Source organism: Aquimarina sp. ERC-38 (genome assembly GCF_026222555.1).
GTDB lineage: Bacteria > Bacteroidota > Bacteroidia > Flavobacteriales > Flavobacteriaceae > Aquimarina.
In genome coordinates this window covers 2,493,094-2,514,501 of the sequence record NZ_CP098511.1, presented here as the reverse complement: position 1 = coordinate 2,514,501, position 21,408 = coordinate 2,493,094, and the positions used below count along the sequence as shown (strand labels likewise).

Genomic DNA, 21,408 nt, shown 5'->3' with positions numbered 1-21,408 from the left:
GTTTTATCCCTCTATTTATAATGAATTAGCGTTTTGTTCAGTCAGTACAACACTACTTTCCTTACGGTAAAGGATTACTTTTAAAAAAAATGAAGCTATTTTGTAGAGCGAAAATAATCAATTATTTCATATGGCTTATTACATCATATTTTGTAATGATCTTATACTTATTTTCAAGAATAGCAACAAGTACGGCGGGATTTCCTTTCTTTATCATTTTAAATACTTCTTCTAGCGAAGTATCTTCTTTAACTATAGGAAAAGAAGGCTTCATAATTTCTTTAATAGGAGTATCACCGGAATTTTGATTATCAATAAAAGCTGAAAATAAGGCACTTTCATCTACTGACCCTACAATTCCCTCGCTATCTTCAACCGGTAATTGTGAAATTTTAAATTTTCGCATTCGTTCAATCGCATGTGAAACCAGCTCTTCGGTTTTAACAGTGATTAATTCTTTTTCATCATGATTATTGATTAAATCCGAAACAGTTGTCACTTCTTCTTCCAGAAAACCACGTTCGCGCATCCATTCATCATTAAACATTTTACCCACATACCTACTTCCATGATCATGAAATAATACTACAACTACGTCATCTTTTTTAAAATGTTCCTTTAGCTGTAACACCCCTTTGATGGCTGCACCAGCACTGTTTCCCAGAAACATTCCTTCTTCTTTGGCTAGTCGCTGTGTATATATAGCGGCATCTTTGTCTGTCACTTTAGTAAAGCCATCTATAATTTCAAAACGAACATTTTTAGGTAATATATCTTCTCCGATCCCCTCTGTGATGTAAGAGTATATCTCGTTTTCATCAAAAATACCGGTTTCATGGTACTTTTTAAATACAGAACCATAAGTATCTACCCCCCAAATTTTAACGTTTGGGTTTTTCATCTTTAGGTAAGAGCCTACTCCTGAAATGGTTCCGCCGGTTCCTACTCCTACTACAAAATGAGTAACTTTACCATCTGTTTGTTCCCAGATTTCAGGTCCTGTACTTTGAAAGTGTGCTTTGCAATTAGACGGATTATCGTATTGATTTACATACCAACTATTAGGTGTTTCATCGGCTAATCTTTTTGAAACGGAATAGTAAGAACGTGGATCATCAGGTTCTACATTTGTTGGGCAAACCATTACCTTGGCTCCTACCGCCCTTAGAATATCCATTTTTTCTTTGGATTGTTTATCTGCCATTACACAAATTAACTTATAGCCCTTAATGATTGCAGCCAGAGCTAAGCCCATTCCTGTATTTCCGGAAGTACCTTCAATAATAGTTCCGCCCGGTTGCAAACGTCCATCTGCTTCTGCATCTTCTATCATTTGCACGGCCATACGGTCTTTTACGGAATTACCGGGGTTAAAAGTTTCATATTTTGCCAGAACCAGCGCATCAATTTCTTTAACTAAAGCATTCATTTTTACCATTGGGGTGTTCCCTATGGTTTCCAGGATATTATTTGCGTACTCCACGTAATTAGTATTGTAATAGTTGTGATGCTAAGGTACAGGTTTGAAAAAGTAAAAGTGTTTAGAAAGTTTTAAACTTTTAACTATAGCCGAATCTATATTAAATAGCTAATAATCTTTATTAACTATCAAATTCCTATTAAATAATCTGAGTGCTTATAGTATTAATCAAACTTTATAGCTTTGGAAGGCGCTATTTTTGAAATTATATAAGAAGGAATTAATAACATTAATAGGCATAACACCATCGTACCCAAATTGAGTAAGAAAATTAAAAACAGGTCTATATGAACCGGAGCAGTATCTACATGATAAGTCTCAGGATTTAAGCTGATAATCCCGAAATACTTCTGAAGTAAAAGTAGGGTCATACCTAATAGATTCCCCCAAAAAAGTCCTACCAAAATAAGATACCCTGCATTGTACAAAAAGATTTTCCGGATACTCCAATCCGAAGCCCCGGCAGCCTTTAAAATTCCTATCATAGGTGTACGTTCCAGGATTAGTACCAGGAGAGCAGTTATAATATTAATACCTGCTACTATAATTATGATGCTGATAATCCCAAAGATATTAAGGTCAAACAATTTAAGCCATTCAAAAATATTAGCATATTTATACGTAATGGTTTCAGCTTCAAGGTTTGAAGGAATGTTTTGATAAATCTCAAGCCCCTTCGATTCAATTTCATCAAAATTTTCCAGGAAGATTTCAAATCCCCCTACTTCATTTTCTTTCCATTTGTTCATCCGTCGGATATGTTCGATATCGGCGAAAATATAAGTTTCGTCAAATTCACGTAAACCCGAATCAAAGATACCTACAATAGTAAATACCCGGATGTTGGCACTTGTTTTTGAGCCTTTTTTTAGAAAAAAAACATTTACTTTATCTCCTAGTGAAAAACCCATTCGGTTTGCAGTGTAATTGGAAATGAGAGTTTCGCTATTTTTAGCTTTTGAAAAGTCCGGAAGACGCCCTTCTATTAAATAAGGTTCAAAATACTGCCAATTATAGCTGGTATCTACTCCTTTAATTACAATCCCTTCAAAATCAGTGGCAGTACGAATAACACCCGCCTTATTGGCATAAGGATAGCTATTAGCAATACCTTCTACCTCTTTAAAAACAGGGTAAAAAGGTTGCTGTAGCAAAATAGGTTTAAGGGATTCAGCACTCTGGTTATTATCAAAACTGGTAATACTTACATGTCCATTAAAGGCAGAAACTTTTTCTCTAATTTTACGCTGCAAACCAATACCGGTGGCAATGGTAATCAGCATCATAATAGTACCCACGGCTATAGCAAAAATGGCAATTCTAATAATCGTAGAAGAAATGCTACTTTTATGTTCCTTACCTTTGATAAGCCTTTTGGCAATAAAATATTCAAAATTCAAAAAGTACGATGATTTTGTTTTCTATTCTTTCCAAAAATACTCTTTTATTTTTTGCTGTTTGCCTACTTTATACAAGTTGTCATAAAACGACTACTTCTAAAGATTCTTTAAGCCATAAGAATACTGAGACACCTTATCAGGATACATTATCCAAACAATTACCCCTTTTACCACCAGATCAGGCACCTGATGATATTATAGTTGCTGCAAATCAACCGGAAGCTTATCTACCATTGCTAAAAAATAAAAAGATTGCTATTGTGGGAAACCAGACTTCGGTAATTTTTAAGAAAGAAATAGATGGTGGTTTGCCTTTTACTCACTTGGTAGATTCTTTGCTTAGATTAGAAGTAAATATTATTAAGGTTTTTGCCCCTGAACACGGCTTTAGAGGAAAACAAGATGCTGCGGAAGTGGTGGTTGATGGAAAAGATGCAATCACCGGATTACCTATCATTTCATTATATGGAAAAAACAAAAAACCTAATATCGAAATGTTACAAGGTATAGACCTGGTAGTTTTTGATATACAAGACGTTGGGGTTCGGTTTTATACTTATATTTCTACGTTACATTATGTTATGCAGGCTTGCGCCGAAAATAATATTCCGGTTATGGTACTGGATCGTCCGAACCCTAATATTCATTATGTTGACGGGCCGGTTTTAGAACCGGAACATTCCAGTTTTATTGGGATGCATCCTGTCCCGTTAGTTTATGGAATGACCATAGGAGAATATGCACAAATGATTAACGGAGAAAATTGGCTTACATTGGATGCAAAATGCGACCTAACTGTAATTCCATTAAAAAATTATGATCGAAAAAAAAGCTATCATTTACCGATCCGGCCTTCTCCTAATTTACCGAATGATCAGTCAATCATGTTATACCCAAGCCTAGGATTATTTGAAGGAACTACAATGAACGCCGGAAGAGGAACTGAAATGCAATTTCAAATTTTTGGGTCTCCCTATCTTCTTAAGGAGAAATATACGTATACCTATACTCCACAACCCAACTTTGGTTCAAAAAGTCCTAAATACAAGAATCAATTATGCTACGGTATGGATTTACGAAGCGTACAACCCTTAAATAAAGTGAACTTACAATGGTTGTTTGATGCGTATCAAAATACTACTAATAAAAAGGATTTTTTTAAAACTGCTTCTTTTACGTTACACGCCGGAAATACTTCTTTACAAAAAGCAATCGAAAACAACACGCCTTTATCTGAAGTGGAAGCTTTATGGAAACCTGATTTGGAAGCGTTTTTAAAAGTTCGGGAGCGGTATTTATTGTATTAGGCTTCGAGTACCTCAGCCTACTTAATGGGCTTCGAGGGCTTCGAGGGCTTCGAGAACCTCAGCCCATGATATGTGCTTTGAAAGCCGCAGCCGGCGATATGGGCTTCGAGAGCCTCAGCCCACGATATGTGCTTCGAGAGCCTCAGCCCATGTTAAGTTTTGAGGGTTTTATTTATTATAGGAAAAATACTTGATACTTAATACTTGGTACCTTGAAATAGTAAGCTTGGTAACCAATAACTTAGTAACAAATAACTTCTGGCTTTACAAACGTCAACTTCTGCCTAGTGCCTTTTTACTATTTATTTAAATTTTAATTTCTTTTCCCTTTATACCCTATTGCGATGTTCTTTTTCATGTTTTCTACAATATTAAATGTTGCTGGGCAGATGGCTATGTTTTGAAGTGTCAGGTTTGAAATTTGCTGAAAGTTCTTCCGATTGGTATGCGGATATTCTTTACAGGCTTTGGGTCGTACTTCGTAAATTAAACAATAATTATCTGACGCTAGAAAAGCACAGGGGGTTTCTTGTAATACCAAATCTCCGTCTTCATCTTTTTTTAAATAAGTGGACTCAAATTGAGATGGTCTTAATTTGAGATGTTTGGCAATCCGAACAATATCCTTATTTGTAAATAGTGGTCCGGTGGTTTTACAACAGTTGGCACAGGTCAAGCAATCCGTTTTTCGAAATTCTTCTTCGTGCAATCGCTCCATAGTTTGATCTAAATCTTTAGGTGGTTTTTTCTTTAAATTCTTAAAGAAGCGTTCATTCTCTTTACGAAGTGCTTTAGCTGCCTTTTTTAATTGTTCCATATCCGTTGACATACTCAAAAATACATTAAAGAATGATTAAGCAGTATGGAAGTGATTTAAAAGAGTCTTATATTTTTAAAAATTTGTTATTTTGGTTTATTAATATCAAGTAGAGAATCATGATCGTTGTTGCTTCTAGAATCTAGAACTAGGACTAATATTTTTAATAAATTACTATAGGGTCTTCTTTTTCAACCCAACATATTTAGATTACTTTTGAGGTTTAATTAGTTACTATGCAACCAGATGTTTTTGGAAAAGCGATTGAAGATTTTTATCATATTCCGGCAGACCAAAAAATCACAGTAATATCACCGGATTTTGACGATGATTGCATTCCTGTAAAGCATTTATTCAGGAATTATGAGGAAATGCCTGAAATTGAAAAAAAAGCACTGGATTTATGTAAGGGGCGGGTACTTGATGTAGGTTGCGGAGCCGGAAGCCATTCCTTATATCTTCAAAATTATACTGGCTGCGAGGTTACTGCTAATGATATGTCTAAAGTTGCAATTAAAGTTGCACGAAAAAGAGGTGTCATTAATACTATACAACAAAATTTTTATGATTGTTCAACAGGAGAATTTGATACGCTTTTATTTTTAATGAACGGCGCAGGTATTATAGGTAAATTGGAACATATTGATACTTTCTTTCTACAAGTTAAAAAACTATTAGCACCTCAGGGTCAACTTCTACTAGACTCATCAGACGTATCTTATTTATTTCAAGAAGAAGATGGATCTTTTTGGATAGATGCTTTCCAAAACTATTATGGTGAATTAAAGTACCAAATAGCCTATAAAAATTTAAAATCGGACTGGTTTGACTGGTTGTATATTGACTTTAAAACTTTACAAAATGCTGCCATCACTAATGGTTTTTATTGCGAATATGTACAAGAAGGAACTCATTGCGATTACCTTGCACGCTTAACAAGGATTACCTAGTCCAAATCATTGTTGCAAGTAATTTTATTTGTGGCATCCATTTTGTTAATTAACATGTTAATTATATGGTAAAATTTACTTTGTTTTTAAATTTTGAGGATATTGTATCCCAATCAGTATGTCCTATGAATTGGCTCAAAAATGTTGGAATCTTTCTCTTTACCTCTCTATTTTTAGTAGCTTGTGCGGACGATGATGGTTTTACTGATTTTACCAAATCTGAAAACTTTAAGATTTTAGGTTCTTCGGCAGAAGATTTATTAACTGATTCTAAATTTAAAAAGCTTAGTGTTGAAATTGTTTATGAAGAAGGCTTTTTACCTTCTACTCAAGTTATTTCAGATTTCACTACTTTTTTAGAAGATAGACTTTATAAATCTGAAATTAATATTACTAAAAAATTAATACCTTCAACGGAGGGTTCTAATTATTCCTTAGACCGAATTATAGAAATCGAACAAAAACACCGGACGGCTTTTACCAATCAGGAAGAAATAAGGGTTTTTATCTATTTTTCGGATGCCCGGCATATTGATGACTCTACAGAACAGAAAACCTTAGGTACAGCATATTTGAATACCTCCATTGTTCTTTTTGGAAAGACCATTAATGAAGTTTCTGATTCATTAGTAGCAGTTACTGCTCAAACCATTACCTCTGCTACTTTGCAACATGAATTTTCGCATTTGTTAGGATTAGTCAATACTTCTTCTTCTCACAATGAGAATGTAACGTTATCAAAGGTTCCTGAACATTGTGCTAATACAAAATGCTTAATGGCGGCACATATGGACTTCACTCAATATGACGGTACAAAAAACACAGTACTTCAACTGGATAATGAGTGCCTGGAAAGATTGCGTGTTATGGGTGGTAAATAAATAATCCATCCTTCTTAGCGTTTGAATTAAAAAATTTCTTTTAGTTCAAGTATCTTTGCAGGTATGAGTACTATTCAAAAGAATATTGAGGCAATTTATAAAACGCTTTCCGAAAACATACGCCTAATTGCTGTTTCTAAAACCAAACCTATTGCTGATTTACAGGAAGCTTATGACGCTGGTCAACGGGATTTCGGTGAAAATAAAATTCAGGAAATGACCGAAAAATCCGAACAATTACCTAAGGATATCAGATGGCATATGATCGGACATGTACAAACTAACAAGGTAAAGTACATGGCTCCTTATGTCTATATGATTCATGCAGTAGATAGCTTGAAATTATTAAAAGAAATTAATAAACAAGCAAGTAAGTACAACCGGACTATTAAATGCTTATTACAACTTAAAATTGCAAAGGAAGAAGAGAAATTCGGTTTAAACGGAGAAGAGTTAATCGAAATTCTTGATTCTGAGATTTTTAAGGATATGAAACACCTGGAAATCAATGGACTTATGGGAATGGCTACCTTTACTGCGGATACTTCAATAATTAAAAATGAATTTAATAAAATTGCCAACTTGATGCAGGACTTACAACCGAAATATCCGTTTTTAAATGAGCTTTCCACAGGAATGAGTGGGGATTATCAGATTGCGATTACAAAAGGGAGTACCATGGTACGAATTGGAAGTGCTATTTTTGGAGAAAGGTAAACTAGATAATTACAGATATCAAGGTTACCTTTAAAAATAAATCAATTATTATTTACTAAAGTTATGTAAATTTTAATCAATGGATTTAGGGTATTTTATAAATGCTTTCCGTATTTTAAACACTTAAACAGCATTTAGTTTTTTTGAATTACGCAATTTTAGACATAGAAACCACCGGAGGTAAATATAATGAAGAAGGAATTACTGAAATTGCTATTTACAAGTTTGACGGACACGAGATTACTGACCAATTTATCAGCCTGGTCAATCCGGAAATTCCGATTCAACCTTTTGTAATTAACCTTACCGGAATCAATAATGATATGTTAAAAACGGCTCCCAAATTTTATGAGGTGGCCAAACGTATTGTCGAGATTACCGAAGATTGCATTATTGTTGCGCACAATGCGGTGTTTGATTATCGGATTTTACGAACGGAGTTTGAACGTTTAGGTTTTCCTTTTGAACGGCAATCGCTCTGTACCGTTGAATTAGCACAAAAATTACTCCCTAATCAAAAATCCTATAGTTTGGGTAAACTTGTTCGTAGCTTAGGTATCCCACTGGCTGATAGGCATCGAGCTACTGGAGATGCTTTGGCTACCGTACAACTGTTTAAACTTCTGTTAAGTAAAGATGTAACCAAAACTATTGTTACTCAAACCATCCAGACCCAAACTTTTAAAGAAATTGATCAGCGATTAGTACAATTATTAGAAAATATACCTTCAGCTACAGGAGTATATTATCTTTTTGATAAAAGAGGAACAATTATCTATCTGGGGAAAAGCAGAAATTTAAAAAGGAAAATTACCCAACATTTTACTAACACTAATAGAAAATCACAAAACCTACAGGAACATGTAGCAAATGTTAGTTATGACCTAACCGGAAGCGAACTTATAGCCTTGCTTAAGGAAAATGAGGAAGTTTCAAAAAATCGTCCGAAATTTAATACGCATGCCCATAAACCCAAGTTTAACCAGGCTTTATACAGTAAAGAGGAGACGGAAGGCTACCTTGAGCTTTTAATACAAAAGCCTTCGTATTTGGAATCGGAAATTACAACGTTTACCAATCGTCCGCAAGCGCAAATGTTACTCTCCCAATGGATTAAAAAGTACGATCTTGATCCGTCTAAAGTTACTTTTCAAAAAATAAATCGTAATCACAAGAAATCTGCTTTTAATACAAAGAAGGATCACTCTCAAGAGGAGGATGTCAAGGTTTATAATCAAAAAGTAATCAGGCTAATGGAAGAACAATCCTTACAGGACAAAACCTTTATGGTTTTTGATAAAGGAAGGGTTCCCGGAGAACAAAGCCTTGTGTACGTAGAAAACGGAAAATTAATAGGATACACCTATTTTACCCTATACCATCAAATACAAAATACCGAGATTTTGAAAACTATTCTCACACCAATTGCACATACTGCTAATACCAAACATATTTTTCAAAACTACTTGAGAAAAAACAAGCGTTTAAAGATCAAAAAAATCTAATTTTAGTTATACTATTGTAGTAACGCAACTTTAAAGCAATGTCCATATCTAAAGATAAAATTACCGGATGGAAACAAAAAGTCCATGAAATTATTTACGAGGCAGACACTCCTGCAGGTAAACTTTTTGACGTGCTACTACTTATTATGATTATCCTGAGTATTATTTTTGTAATGTTAGAGAGCGTTAAAGGTTTTGAAGAAAAAACCTACGATTATCTTTACGTTGCCGAATGGATTATTACTATTTTCTTCACCTTAGAATATTTTGCGAGAATTGTCTCTATTAACCGACCTTCTAAATATATTTTTAGTTTTTACGGTATTATTGACTTATTATCTACCCTCCCACTTTATTTATCCTTCTTTATGACGGGTACCGCAGCTTTACTTACCGTTCGGGCCTTGCGCTTACTTCGCGTTTTCCGGGTATTAAAAGTTACTAGGTATGTCGGGGAATCGAATAAACTGGCGAAAGCTATTAAGGATAGTAAAGCAAAAATACTTGTCTTTTTGTTTGCCGTACTTATAGTTTGTATTATGATGGGAACGCTGATGTACATTGTAGAAGGGGAAGAAAGCGGATTTAAAAATATTCCGGTAAGTGTATACTGGTGTATTGTAACCTTAACCACCGTTGGTTTTGGTGATATTGCTCCCGTTACACCCTTCGGACAATTTCTTGCTGCGGTCATTATGATATTAGGATATGGTATTATTGCCGTACCTACCGGAATTGTGAGTGCCGAATATGCTGCTGCAACTAACAAAAATATCGTTCACGTAAACACACAGTCCTGTTGGAATTGTAATGCAAAAAAGCATCAGGACATGGCTAAACATTGTTATAATTGCGGAGAAAGTTTGCGAAATGGCTAAAAAAACACTTCTGGTTGTTGTAGGGCCTACCGCTATCGGAAAAACGAATGTGGCCATACAGTTGGCACAACATTATAAATGCGAGATCATATCCGCAGATAGCCGGCAATTTTATAAGGAAATGAATATAGGTACTGCAGTTCCTACTCCTTCTGAACTGGCTGCTGCAACACACCATTTTATCCAACATCGTAGTATTCATGAACCTACCTACTCTGTAGGAGATTATGAAACCGATGCCATACAACTTTTAGACACTTTATATAATAAAAACAATACGGCTATATTGGTTGGTGGGTCAGGCTTATATATAGACGCAGTTACCAAAGGTTTAGATGTATTTCCTGTGGTACGACCTGAAATAAAAGAAGAGGTTGCCGCATTATACAAAAATGAAGGATTTGCCTCCGTACAGAAGTTGCTAATTGAAAATGATCCGGAATATAGTAAAATAGTGGACCTACAGAATATACAAAGGGTATTGCGAGCTCTTGAAGTTACCTTGAGTTCCTCTCAACCTTACTCTTCTTTTCTAACAAATGCGGTAAAAACGCGAAATTTCACACCGGTTTTTATAGGCTTAACCGCTGACCGGACCGTTATTTATGAAAGAATAAATAAAAGAGTTGAAAAAATGATTACTGAAGGATTGATTGAAGAAGTAAAATCCTTACAAGCTTATCAACATTTAAACGCTTTGAATACCGTAGGATACAAAGAAGTTTTTAAATATTTAGAAAGGAATTATAGCTTGGATTTTACTATAAACGAGATACAAAAAAATACCCGAAGGTTTGCCAAACGTCAGGGCACCTGGTTTAGAAAAAATAAGGATATTCGATGGTTTGACTATACAACTCCAATTGAAGATATTATAACCCATATAGACACTTCGCTACAACAGCTTGCAACGAAGTGACCATAAAAGTTACCGTTTATTTCTATTAAATTCTATACTACTTAATTAGCAGCTACTGGTTCTCTTACAACCAGTCTGAAACCTTCTCCGTGAATGTTAAGAATCTCTACGTCTTCATCTTTTTTAAGGTACTTTCGCAATTTAGCAATATACACATCCATACTTCGAGAAGTAAAATAATTATCATCCCTCCATATTTTAGTTAGCGCCAACTCTCTAGGCATCAGATCGTTAAGATGTAAAGCTAACAGACGTAACAATTCGTTTTCTTTAGGAGATAATTTAATTGGCTCCTGATCATGATAGGTTAAAAAACGAAGTTTTGAATTCAAGTGAAAATTACCAATTTTAAATTCAAATTGTTTACTATCCGCCACAGACTCCGTATTTTTACGTTGCATGATTGCCTGTATCTTCATGAGTAATACTTCACTATCAAAAGGCTTGTTAAGATAGTCATCTGCCCCAACTTTATATCCTTTTAACACATCTTCTTTCATAGCCTTAGCTGTTAAAAAGATAATAGGAACATCTTCATTTTTCTCTCGAATTTCTTTAGCTAATGTAAATCCGTCTTTATAAGGCATCATTACATCAAGGATACACATATCATAGTCATCCTTTTTAAACTTTTCAAATCCTTCCATTCCATTCTTGGCATGAACTACATCATAGTCATTCATAACAAGGTAATCTTTTAAGACAGTTCCGAAATTCGGATCGTCTTCAACTAATAAAATCTTTTTGTTTTCTGTCTCCATGTTTAAGATATTAACGGTAATTTAATAATGAACGTAGAGCCTTTTCCCCTTTCGCTCTCTACTGATATTTGACCGTGATGGTCGTCTACTATTCTCTTTACGTACGTAAGCCCAAGCCCATGACCTTTTACATTGTGAAGGTCACCTGTATGTTCTCTAAAAAACTTTTCAAAAATCTTTTTTACGGCAACTTTACTCATACCAATACCCTGATCCCTTACCTTCAATACAATACTATTTTTGACATTTTCCGTATAAATGTCAATTTTAGGTTGTTCTTCAGAATATTTGATAGCATTATCCAGCATGTTTACAACCACATTAGTCATATGACTATCATTAGCTAATATTGAAGATTTTAGGGCGCCTAAATGTGTTTTGATATAACCTTCCCGATTTTCTACAATCAGAGAAACATGGGTAATGGCATCTTCAATGATATCATGTAACTCAAGCTTCTCTTTAGTGATATTCAGTTCGTTTTTTTCCAGCTGTGAGATACGTAGTACATTTTCTACCTGGGCGAGCATACGCTTATTTTCTTCCCGGATCATATTAATATACCGCTTCGTTTTTTCAGCATCGCCGGCTATTTTTGGATTTTTAATAGCATCCAAAGCAAGGTTGATAGTGGCGATCGGCGTTTTTAATTCATGCGTCATGTTATTAATAAAATCCGTCTTGATTTGGGATATCTGTCTTTGCTGAAGCAACTGTGATAGCGCACTGGAATAAGCAACTACAATAATCAATGTAAAAATGACTGATAAGATAGCCATCCCCTTAATAGAAGATAATATATACTTTTTCTTTCCGGTAAAATTAACGTATAACTGGTATTTACTTAACCCTTCCTGATCTATAAATAATGGCACTCCATACGTTGAAGGAGAGTCAAGACTAAAGTCCTCAGATCGAACTCGTGTGGCTAACGCGTTGCTGTAAATTGCATATTCGAAATCAATATTCATATCTCTCTCTTCCAGTTCCTGTGCCAATAGTTGCTGCACTTCTTCCTTTTTTACCCTGCGGCGTATAGGAATTAAATCTGCTAATTCTCCTACGACTACTTCAAAATCCCTTCGCTGTAAATCCGTAAGACCACTCAAACGATCTAATTTACTGCGGTAGGAATCTTTTGCATCCTTCACCTCATTTATTTCAGCATTACGGTTTAATAAGTTTTTAAGCTTGATCGTATCAATATTATCCAGGTTAGAAACAGAAGTAGACAATTTATAATTGTCTTCTAAAAAACCATCTCCAAATGTATAAGATGCCCGGTCAATACTAATATCTAAGAGTTGTTGTATCGTTTTATCATCTGGTTCTTCAATACTGTCTAATATATCCTGAAGCGGATAATAAATCTCTTCAAACTCTCTATATTGTATCTTTTTTGATACGGAACTTAAAATCTGTTTTGCATTAAATGAAAACTGAACTTCGTTGTTTTCAACGGTATTTTGAATCCAATATCCCTGAACAAAAATAATTCCGATTAGTGACAAACTCATTAAAGCAATGAGTAGGACAAAAAGCCGTTTATTCATAGTTCAAAATTAAAACTTTAACATTTAACAACTTTCACGTTTAACCAAATGTTAACAAAATAAGATATTTTTAATTTTTAACTAAAAAGTAGTCAATTTATTGTGGATTTTACGAACTTGTTGTAAAGTTTTCTCTAAATCCTCATTATTTAGCACATAATCTGCTAAAGGTATTTTTCTGACATCTTCCCATTGATGTTGCATCCGTTCTTTTATGGATTCCTCGCTAATTTGATCTCTTTTTACCACTCTTTCCAAACGTAATTTGCTAGGAGCTATCACCAATATTACCTGATCGCAGGCTTTGTACCCCCCGTTTTCAAAAAGAATAGCAGCTTCTTTAATTACATAAGGGGTATTCTGGTTTTCTTTCCATTTATTGAAATCTTTTGCTACTGCCGGGTGAACAATATGATTTAAAGATTGTAAGCTTTCTTTATTTTTAAATACTTTATCTGCAATAAATGTTCGGTTGAGTTTTCCATCCGGAAGATAAGCATCCTCTCCAATTAAATTTTGGATTGCTTTTTTAACTTCTTCATCTTCCTGCATGATAATTTTTGCTTTGATATCTGCGATATATACTGGAATCCCCAAGTCTGAAAACATTCGGGCTACGGTAGACTTACCGCTGCCAATACCTCCGGTTAAACCTACTGTCAGCATTTAATTGTTTTTAGGTTCTGGTGAATTAATAATAACGTACTGTATTTTATTAGTCATTAAACGAACATCTTTTACTTCTTTTGGAACTACTTTAAGGTTTAAAACTAAAAATTCACTGGAAACTACGGCTTCGCTAAAATCAGCTTCCACTACAAAATCTGAGGCAGTAATATCATCTATTTTATCCAGGTTAATACGATAAACTACCTGTACGGTTTTAGGAAATATAGTTACCTGAATATTCTTAGGCACATTGATTAATTGAACCGGTACCTCTTTATTACCTTCCGTAATCTTAGATACATCGATAGAAGCCGTTACAAATTCCCGGGAAATATCAATATCATCCGGGATTGCAGATATGTCAATTTTTAAATTTCCTTTAAAATCAGATTTAAGGTCCCGAATAGTTAGTAATTCAGTAGCTAAAACGCGAATAGTATCCAGGCTCCTTTTAGGTCCGCGAATTAATATAGAATCCGGACTTGAAGAAATAGGTTGATCCGTACCGTAACCGGGAGCGTACTTAATTTTGGTTTTTACCACAATAGGTACTTTTTTTTCGGTATTAGTCGTCGTTTTTACCTGTACTATGTCTTTTTGAATATTGATAATGTTCCCTTTAAAGTTCAATTGACTCTTTAAGTCAGGATCTTCTTTGTTGATTTTAAACTCATACGTATTACTTTCATTACTTATTGCTTCTTTAATATCCATTTTAACGACAGGTTGATCAAATAAATAGTTGATAAAACGGAAGCCATTACCACTTAAAAGTAATTTTAGTTGTTGGTCACTATTTGAAATATCTATTACTTCATTTTCCGGTAAATTTTGATAAGCCAGTAATACCTCAATTTCTTGCGTATAATTTTTAGAAAACTGAATGACCACCCAGAGTACAGAGGTAAACAATAAGAAAAATAAGAACACCTTTACATTATGCCTTCTGAAAGATAATTTATGTAGTTTCTTCTTCATAATATCGTACCAGCATTTTAGTTATGAAATTCTTTTATAACAGTTCTATACTGTTCAGTAAAATTTAAAATACAAAATTAACATACAACATGGGTCTTATTTTTTTCTAAAAAATAATTTAGGGAAAGTAGTTTCCGGATTTTTATGTAAAAGATGTATTTTAAAATAAGATTGTAAAAATCCAGTGCCATATCCGTAAAATTGAATACCTACGGCAATAATAGCTAAGCTTCCTATTCTTACCGAGTTATTTTTTAAGGTAGCTTCAATGAAAATACCTATAATGTATAAAAGCAACACATACACCGGAAACTGTACACCAAATAATAAAAGAACGAGAGCCACTATACTACACAAGATAAATACACTTGGAAACCAATAGGTAATTTTACTCGTTTCCGGGTGCCATTTAGTAAGGATGGGACGTACCAAACCGAATTTCTTCACCTGTTGAAAAAACTTTTTCCAGGAAATTCGCCGTTTATGAAATACTTTAGCCTCAGGAATAAATGCCGTATGATATCCTAACTTCCATAAACGTATCGTCAGATCCGGGTCTTCGCCGGGATGGATATTCCCGAATCCTTGTGAGGCAAGAAAAGCTTCTTTTGACAAACCCATATTAAAACTTCGGGGTTGAAATTTATCCACTACTTTTTTCTTCCCACGAATACCCCCGGTCGTCAAATAAGAAGTCATACTGTAATTGATGGCTTTTTGCAAAGCAGTAAAGTCTGCATGTGCATCATCCGGCCCTCCAAAACAGGAAACATATTCTTTCTTTAAAAAGGAAGCAACTTCCAGCAGATAGTTGGAAGGAAGTATAACGTCGCTATCCAAAATTAAAAAATATTCCCCCCGTGCTTTTTGCATTCCGTAGTTTCTGGAATCCCCCGGTCCTGTATTTTTCTTTACATAATAACTTATAGCTAATGTATCATTATAGTTAGCAATCACCTGGTCTGATGCTAAGGTGGAACCATCTTCAACAATTACAACTTCAAAAGGCTCATTGTACTGTAGATAAGACATGCTTTCCAGAAGTTCATCAATTTCTTCCGGCCGGTTGTATACTGGTATTATAAATGAGAAATACAAAAAAGTATCTTTACAAAAACCCTATTTCCTTTACTGCTAAGTATTAATTTATACATCTTCACTTTCAAAAAGATCCATAACCCGGTCACTGACTCCTACATTTGCAAAGCCGCCGTCGTGGTATAAGTTCTGTAGCGTCACCTTTCGGGTTAAGTCAGAAAACAACGTTATGGTATAAGCAGCACATTCATCTGCCGTTGCATTTCCTAGCGGGGACATCTTATCTGCATAAGCAATAAAGCTATCAAAACCTTTTACTCCTTTTCCAGCTGTAGTAGGTGTGGGTGATTGCGAAATGGTATTCACCCTTACTTTATGATCCCTGCCGAAAAAATAACCAAAACTACGGGCAATAGATTCCAGATAAGCTTTATTATCTGCCATGTCATTATAATCCGGAAATACACGTTGTGCCGCCATATATGATAGGGCAACAATACTACCCCATTCCCTCATGGCTTTCTTTTTGTATAATACCTGCATGGTTTTATGGAAAGATAAGGCTGAAATATCCCAACCTTTTGCAGTCCAATCGTATTTTTGATCCGTATAATGACGGCCTTTACGAACATTTACCGACATTCCTATAGAATGCAATACAAAATCCAAAGGCCCTCCTAATTCTTCAACCGCAGCATCTACCAGTTTTTCAAGATCTTCAACAGAAGTGGCATCGGCACCAATAATTTTTGATTCGGTTTTTTCTGCCAGGCTTTGTAACGTACCCATACGAAGTGCTACAGGGGCATTTGTCAATACAAACTTCCCTCCTTCTTCATAAACCTTTTCCGCAGTTTTCCAGGCAATAGAATTTTCATCTAAAGCTCCGAAAATAATTCCACGTTTTCCTTTTAGTAAATGATAAGCCATAATTGTATCTATTGGAATGAATCGCCAAATATACTAAAAGCACCCTTTACTCCTAAAAGAGAATTACGCAATAATCAAAAAACTATTAATGTGCTAGCAAAAGTGCTTTAGCATGGGTAAGTGCGGACTCTGAGATATCTTTACCCCCGATCATCTCGGCGATTTCTTTAATCCGGTCTTCTTGATTTAACAACCGAAGTTGAGTAACTGTTACGTTATTAATATCTTCTTTATACACTTTAAACTGGTGTTGACCATTAGCAGCGATTTGAGGTAGATGCGTAATACTAAAAACTTGTAGATTTTTGCTCATATCCATCATCATATCTGCCATTTTTTGAGCCACCTCACCGGAAACCCCGGTATCTATCTCATCAAAAATTATGGTGGGCAACTTTTGATAGTTAGATAAAACGGCTTTAATAGCAATCATGATTCGAGACAACTCTCCACCCGAAGCTACCTTTTTCAGTTCGTCAAAATTACCTCCTTTATTAGCAGAAAAGAGAAACTCAAGCGTGTCTTTACCTGAATCTCCGTAGCTATCATTTAATGTGATGCTAGCTTTAAAACGGGCATTGGGCATTCCCAAACCACTAAGCAACTTCTCTAATTCTTTGGTTAATTTTGGTAAGGCTTTAGACCTTCGTACATGAAGTTTTTCTGCCACCTGGTTTAATTGACCCTTAATTTTTATAATTTCTTTTTCAAGTATTCCGATCTCTTCATCCAGCGAGTCCGTTTTACTTACTTTTTCCTGTAATTCTTTTTGAATAATCAGTAATTCAGAAACGGTACCCGTAGTATGTTTAAGGTGTAAATTATGTATAAACTGTAAGCGGTCATTTAATTGTTCTAACTGTTGCGGATCAGCATCCAGTTTTTCAACAGCTTCACTGATATTTTCGGTAATATCTTCTAACTCCAAATAAGCACTTTGTAATCTTGTAGATAATTCCTGGAAATCCGCGCTGTAACTTTCGATTTTGGTTAAATTCGCTTTTACCGTGTTTAGCATATCCAACACCCCTACTTCTTCATTTGAAGTGATTGCCAACGAAGTAGTTAAACGTTCCCTGATTTCTTCAACATTGCTTAAGGTTTCAATTTGCTCTTCGAGTTCGGTTTGTTCGTTTTCTTTAAGCTTTGCTTCATCCAATTCTTTTAATAGAAAAGAATTATAATCGTATTCTTTTACAAATTCTGATTTATTAGCTTCCAGCTGAAGTTTTTCTTTTTCTTTGTTTTTTAAAATAACCAATCCTCTTTTATAGGAAGTAAGGATTTTTTCGTTACTAGCTAAAGCATCCAATACCTGCATTTGAAAGGTATTGGTAGTTACCGCCATTGTTTGATGCTGGCTATGAATATCAATTAAATACGAACCTATAGTTTGTAGAGATTGTAGAGTTACCGGAGTATCATTGATAAAAGCACGGGATTTACCAGAAGGCAATATTTCTCTTCGGATAATTGTTTCTTCTTCATAATCCAAATCTTCCTTTTCAAAAACAGAAGTCAGATTATAATTTTTAATATTATAAACTCCTTCAATAGCACATTTTTTATCTTTATCCCGAATACTATTAAGGTCTGCTCTTTTTCCTAATAATAAACCCAGAGCTCCTAGCAATAAAGACTTTCCCGCACCGGTTTCTCCGGTAATTGTAGTCAAACCTGCATCAAAAGAAACTTCTAATTGCTCAATCAATGCATAATTACGTATGGTAAGGCTTTTAATCAAAAGTTATTTCTTTACTTTTTAGTATCTTATAAATAGAAGTTGTTTAAACTTTCCTTAATTGGCTGCAAAATGTTCTTTTTCACTTACTTTTTATCATTTTTAAGTTCCGTAGCTATGGCTATGCAACTGAAAAACGATTTCAATTAAGCAAAAAATACCTATTTTTCGCTTCAATCAGAAAAGTTTAAACCACTTCATAAAGTTAGTACAACTAACCGCTATCAAAAGTAATAGCTAAAGTCGTATTTTTCTTTAAAAAAACAATTTTTAAGATTTTGTTTTAAGCGAATAAAACATCTATTAAACAGCTAAAGATACTACAGATTTAAAACTCTATCAAATATAATATTACTATCAAAAGAAGAATTTTAAAACGCACTTATTAGTGTCAGTCTGGTGGAGACTTAAGACCCGCCTGTAGACGGGTAGGTCGTTCTCGCTTCTAGAATTAAGAGTCAAAATTATTGGCTTTAGTTTAAAATAGCTTAGATAATTCTAATCCTTATAAATTAATCCCATCCCCTGCCCTTCCCAAAGGGAAGGTAGCTAAAAACCCTTTCCTTTGAAAAGGATTTATAATAAGATAGATATCTGTAAATAAAATAGTTAGATCGATTATGATGCGTGATACATATTAGGAAATAACTTTACTTTCTTTTAAAAGGAAGTAGGATTGTGTACTAAATTTATATATTATTACTGTTGATAAAAAGATGTAAACCGGTAATTTCAATTACAAACTTCTAAACATTTAAACCTACACATAGCAAAGTTCTGTAGAATTACTTGGATTCTATGGAACTCCATTTATCGGAATAAAAAGGTGCTATACGGGATAATTTGGTTTTTACATCCGCTATATTGACTGGAGGTCCTCCGGACATAATCTTTGAAAATTCATCTACTTTAGCATCAAACCATACCCGCATCGGATAAGAATTAGGGCGGTTGCTATGCATTTCCATTAAATTATCAAGACTGGCAATAACGGCTAATTTTCCCTCTTTTAACTGCGTACTCATAAGGTCCAGTCCTTCTCTATGATAGGTATACATAGCTTCTCGATACCCATCGTACGTACCGGAAAGTATATCGTCGTTAAAACTAAACCGGTTAGGGTTTCTTTCTCGCTTCCATCCGCTTAGATTCGGATCGGTAACACTGTTTATTACAATTCTTGCCTGTTCATAATAATCTGTTCCTGACTTACGTTCAAAACTATCTGCTTCTACTGCCAGTATGGTGTACAGGTAATACGCAAATACGGAGATCAGGTTGTTTTCAAAACTATTCGGATTATAGTTCAAAGGTTGAAACTCTACGTATTGAAAACTAAGGTTGTTATCAACAATATTCAATAAATTAGTTTTATAATCCGACTGAAATACCGGCCTTGCTGCCTGCACCTGTAGGGTTCCAGTAAAAGAATCATTATTAAAATCCAGGATATTGATAATAAAGTTACAATCAATACGCTCTTCTGTCCTGTAGTCAACGTCCGTCCATTTTGTATTGTTTACAAACTCAGTTAAGGAACGTTCAAGGGTTTTAAATACCTGCAAATTGGGGTTAGCCGTTTGTTGTGCATTGACTACAACGGTAGCATTGAACTCCTGTGCCAATAACACTGAAGAAAAAGAAAACAATATAACAACTAATATTCTAGTCATGTAAATCCTTTTGTATAGCAGATAAAATATCTTGAGCGACTTCGTTTTTTGTTTTTAAAGAAAACGCTTGAACTTCTAATTTATGATTTACTAAGGTAACTTTATTTGTGGACTTTTTAAAACCCGCCCCCTTGTCATTAAGAGAATTTAAAACGATAAGGTCCAGGTTTTTGTTTTGTAATTTTTTCTTCGCATTCTCCAGTTCATTCTGAGTTTCTAATGCAAATCCTACCAGAAATTGATGTTCTTTTTGAGAACCCATCCATTTTAAAATGTCCACTGTTTTTTCTAACTCTAAAACGAACTCTTCGGTTTTCTTTTTTATCTTCTGGTGAGCCACCTCTTTAGGACGGTAATCAGCAACTGCGGCAGCGGCAATAGCGATATCAACTTTTGTATATAGATTTTGTACGGTTTCAAACATTTCCTGAGCGCTTATTATCGGGGTTACACTTATTAAAGGATGTTCGATTGTTTCAGAAGATGGTCCTAGGATCAAATGAACCGTAGCCCCCAGGTCAGCTGCATTTTTTGCTATGGCTATTCCCATTTTACCACTGGAATGATTCCCAATAAATCGTACAGGATCAATAGCTTCGTAGGTAGGACCTGCGGTAATTAGAATAGTTTTACCGTGCAATGGCAAACCTGTACTCAGATCTTTTTCGATAAAAGAAATAATATCTTCGGGCTCTGCCATACGACCTTTACCAGATAAACCACTGGCCAATTCTCCGCTTGTAGCTGGTATCATACGATTACCATATTCCTGTAATGAGGTTAAACTTATAGTTGTGGAGGGATGTTTATACATATCCAAATCCATAGCCGGAGCAAAATACACCTTGCATTTGGCTGAAAGATAGGTAGCCAGTAATAAGTTATCACTCACCCCGTTAACCATTTTAGACAGGGTATTTGCAGTAGCAGGGGCTATTAAAAACACATCCGCCCAAAGCCCTAGTTCTACATGGTTATTCCAAACAGCATTTTCGTCATTCTTATTATAAAATTCGCTTTCTACCGGGTTTTTTGATAAGGTAGACAGGGTTAAAGGAGTTACAAAATCTTTAGCCGCAGGAGTCATAATGACTCTAACCTGAGCTCCTGCTTTTATAAATAAACGCACTAAAGCCGCTGTTTTATAAGCGGCTATTCCTGCAGTTACTCCTAAAAGTACTTTCTTATTATTAAGAAAAGAAGGTTTCAAA

At 34.8% G+C, this 21,408-nt stretch carries 19 protein-coding genes; 7 read left to right on the top strand and 12 right to left on the bottom strand.

Annotated features, from left to right (window positions below; genetic code table 11):
• Positions 1–121 precede the first annotated feature (121 nt).
• On the bottom strand, positions 122–1,483 hold the full coding sequence (locus tag NBT05_RS10440) for a pyridoxal-phosphate dependent enzyme (protein ID WP_265769810.1): 1,362 nt from the start codon (positions 1,481–1,483) through the stop codon (positions 122–124).
• A gap of 161 nt (positions 1,484–1,644) precedes the next feature.
• Positions 1,645–2,880 carry an ABC transporter permease gene (locus NBT05_RS10435; protein ID WP_265769809.1) on the bottom strand — a complete coding sequence of 412 codons (1,236 nt, stop codon included), beginning with the start codon at positions 2,878–2,880 and terminating at the stop codon, positions 1,645–1,647.
• A gap of 8 nt (positions 2,881–2,888) precedes the next feature.
• Between NBT05_RS10435 and NBT05_RS10430 the strand changes: the two genes are divergently transcribed.
• Positions 2,889–4,187, top strand: a complete 1,299-nt coding sequence (locus NBT05_RS10430; protein WP_265769808.1) for a DUF1343 domain-containing protein — start codon at positions 2,889–2,891, stop codon at positions 4,185–4,187.
• 313 nt (positions 4,188–4,500) lie between these two features.
• Here the strand turns inward: NBT05_RS10430 and NBT05_RS10425 are convergent, their stop codons facing one another.
• On the bottom strand, positions 4,501–5,016 hold the full coding sequence (locus NBT05_RS10425; RefSeq protein ID WP_265769807.1) for a YkgJ family cysteine cluster protein: 516 nt from the start codon (positions 5,014–5,016) through the stop codon (positions 4,501–4,503).
• 224 nt (positions 5,017–5,240) lie between these two features.
• Here NBT05_RS10425 and NBT05_RS10420 point away from each other — a divergent pair, with 224 nt between their 5' ends.
• The 6 genes from NBT05_RS10420 (at position 5,241) to miaA (ending at position 10,854) form a co-directional block, all read left to right on the top strand.
• Entirely contained in the window at positions 5,241–5,954 is a 714-nt protein-coding gene (locus tag NBT05_RS10420) for a class I SAM-dependent methyltransferase (protein ID WP_265769806.1), read from the top strand.
• Positions 5,955–6,019: 65 nt separating this feature from the next.
• Positions 6,020–6,835, top strand: coding sequence for a hypothetical protein (locus NBT05_RS10415; RefSeq protein WP_265769805.1), 816 nt, complete (start codon positions 6,020–6,022; stop codon positions 6,833–6,835).
• Positions 6,836–6,898: 63 nt separating this feature from the next.
• Positions 6,899–7,552 carry a YggS family pyridoxal phosphate-dependent enzyme gene (locus tag NBT05_RS10410; RefSeq protein ID WP_265769804.1) on the top strand — a complete coding sequence of 218 codons (654 nt, stop codon included), beginning with the start codon at positions 6,899–6,901 and terminating at the stop codon, positions 7,550–7,552.
• Between the two features lie 143 nt (positions 7,553–7,695).
• Entirely contained in the window at positions 7,696–9,057 is a 1,362-nt protein-coding gene (locus NBT05_RS10405; RefSeq protein WP_265769803.1) for an exonuclease domain-containing protein, read from the top strand.
• 38 nt (positions 9,058–9,095) lie between these two features.
• A complete protein-coding gene (locus tag NBT05_RS10400) occupies positions 9,096–9,935 on the top strand; it encodes an ion transporter (protein WP_265769802.1) in 840 nt (279 codons plus the stop codon).
• On the top strand, positions 9,928–10,854 hold the full coding sequence (miaA, locus tag NBT05_RS10395) for a tRNA (adenosine(37)-N6)-dimethylallyltransferase MiaA (protein ID WP_265769801.1): 927 nt from the start codon (positions 9,928–9,930) through the stop codon (positions 10,852–10,854). The genes NBT05_RS10400 and miaA overlap by 8 nt, the downstream gene beginning before the upstream one ends.
• Positions 10,855–10,895: 41 nt before the next feature.
• Here the strand turns inward: miaA and NBT05_RS10390 are convergent, their stop codons facing one another.
• The 9 genes from NBT05_RS10390 to coaBC all read right to left on the bottom strand — a co-directional run bounded on the left by NBT05_RS10390 (position 10,896) and on the right by coaBC (position 21,407).
• Complete coding sequence (locus tag NBT05_RS10390; protein WP_265769800.1) at positions 10,896–11,615, bottom strand: response regulator transcription factor; 720 nt, start codon at positions 11,613–11,615, stop codon at positions 10,896–10,898.
• 2 nt (positions 11,616–11,617) lie between these two features.
• Positions 11,618–13,168 (bottom strand): sensor histidine kinase, encoded by a 1,551-nt coding sequence (locus tag NBT05_RS10385; RefSeq protein ID WP_265769799.1) that lies wholly within the window; start codon positions 13,166–13,168, stop codon positions 11,618–11,620.
• 81 nt (positions 13,169–13,249) lie between these two features.
• Positions 13,250–13,834: a dephospho-CoA kinase gene (gene coaE, locus NBT05_RS10380; RefSeq protein ID WP_265769798.1), complete on the bottom strand. Its 585-nt coding sequence runs from the start codon at positions 13,832–13,834 to the stop codon at positions 13,250–13,252.
• The gene (locus tag NBT05_RS10375; protein WP_265769797.1) at positions 13,835–14,815 is read right to left on the bottom strand and encodes a CdaR family protein; all 981 of its coding nucleotides are present in this window, start codon (positions 14,813–14,815) and stop codon (positions 13,835–13,837) included.
• Between the two features lie 96 nt (positions 14,816–14,911).
• Entirely contained in the window at positions 14,912–15,913 is a 1,002-nt protein-coding gene (locus tag NBT05_RS10370; RefSeq protein WP_265769796.1) for a glycosyltransferase, read from the bottom strand.
• 48 nt (positions 15,914–15,961) lie between these two features.
• Positions 15,962–16,783: an enoyl-ACP reductase FabI gene (locus tag NBT05_RS10365; protein ID WP_265769795.1), complete on the bottom strand. Its 822-nt coding sequence runs from the start codon at positions 16,781–16,783 to the stop codon at positions 15,962–15,964.
• A gap of 85 nt (positions 16,784–16,868) precedes the next feature.
• Positions 16,869–18,527, bottom strand: coding sequence for a DNA repair protein RecN (recN, locus tag NBT05_RS10360; protein ID WP_265769794.1), 1,659 nt, complete (start codon positions 18,525–18,527; stop codon positions 16,869–16,871).
• Positions 18,528–19,309: 782 nt separating this feature from the next.
• Positions 19,310–20,197 (bottom strand): DUF4835 family protein, encoded by an 888-nt coding sequence (locus tag NBT05_RS10355; RefSeq protein WP_265769793.1) that lies wholly within the window; start codon positions 20,195–20,197, stop codon positions 19,310–19,312.
• On the bottom strand, positions 20,190–21,407 hold the full coding sequence (coaBC, locus tag NBT05_RS10350) for a bifunctional phosphopantothenoylcysteine decarboxylase/phosphopantothenate--cysteine ligase CoaBC (RefSeq protein ID WP_265769792.1): 1,218 nt from the start codon (positions 21,405–21,407) through the stop codon (positions 20,190–20,192). The genes NBT05_RS10355 and coaBC overlap by 8 nt, the downstream gene beginning before the upstream one ends.
• Position 21,408 lies beyond the last annotated feature (1 nt).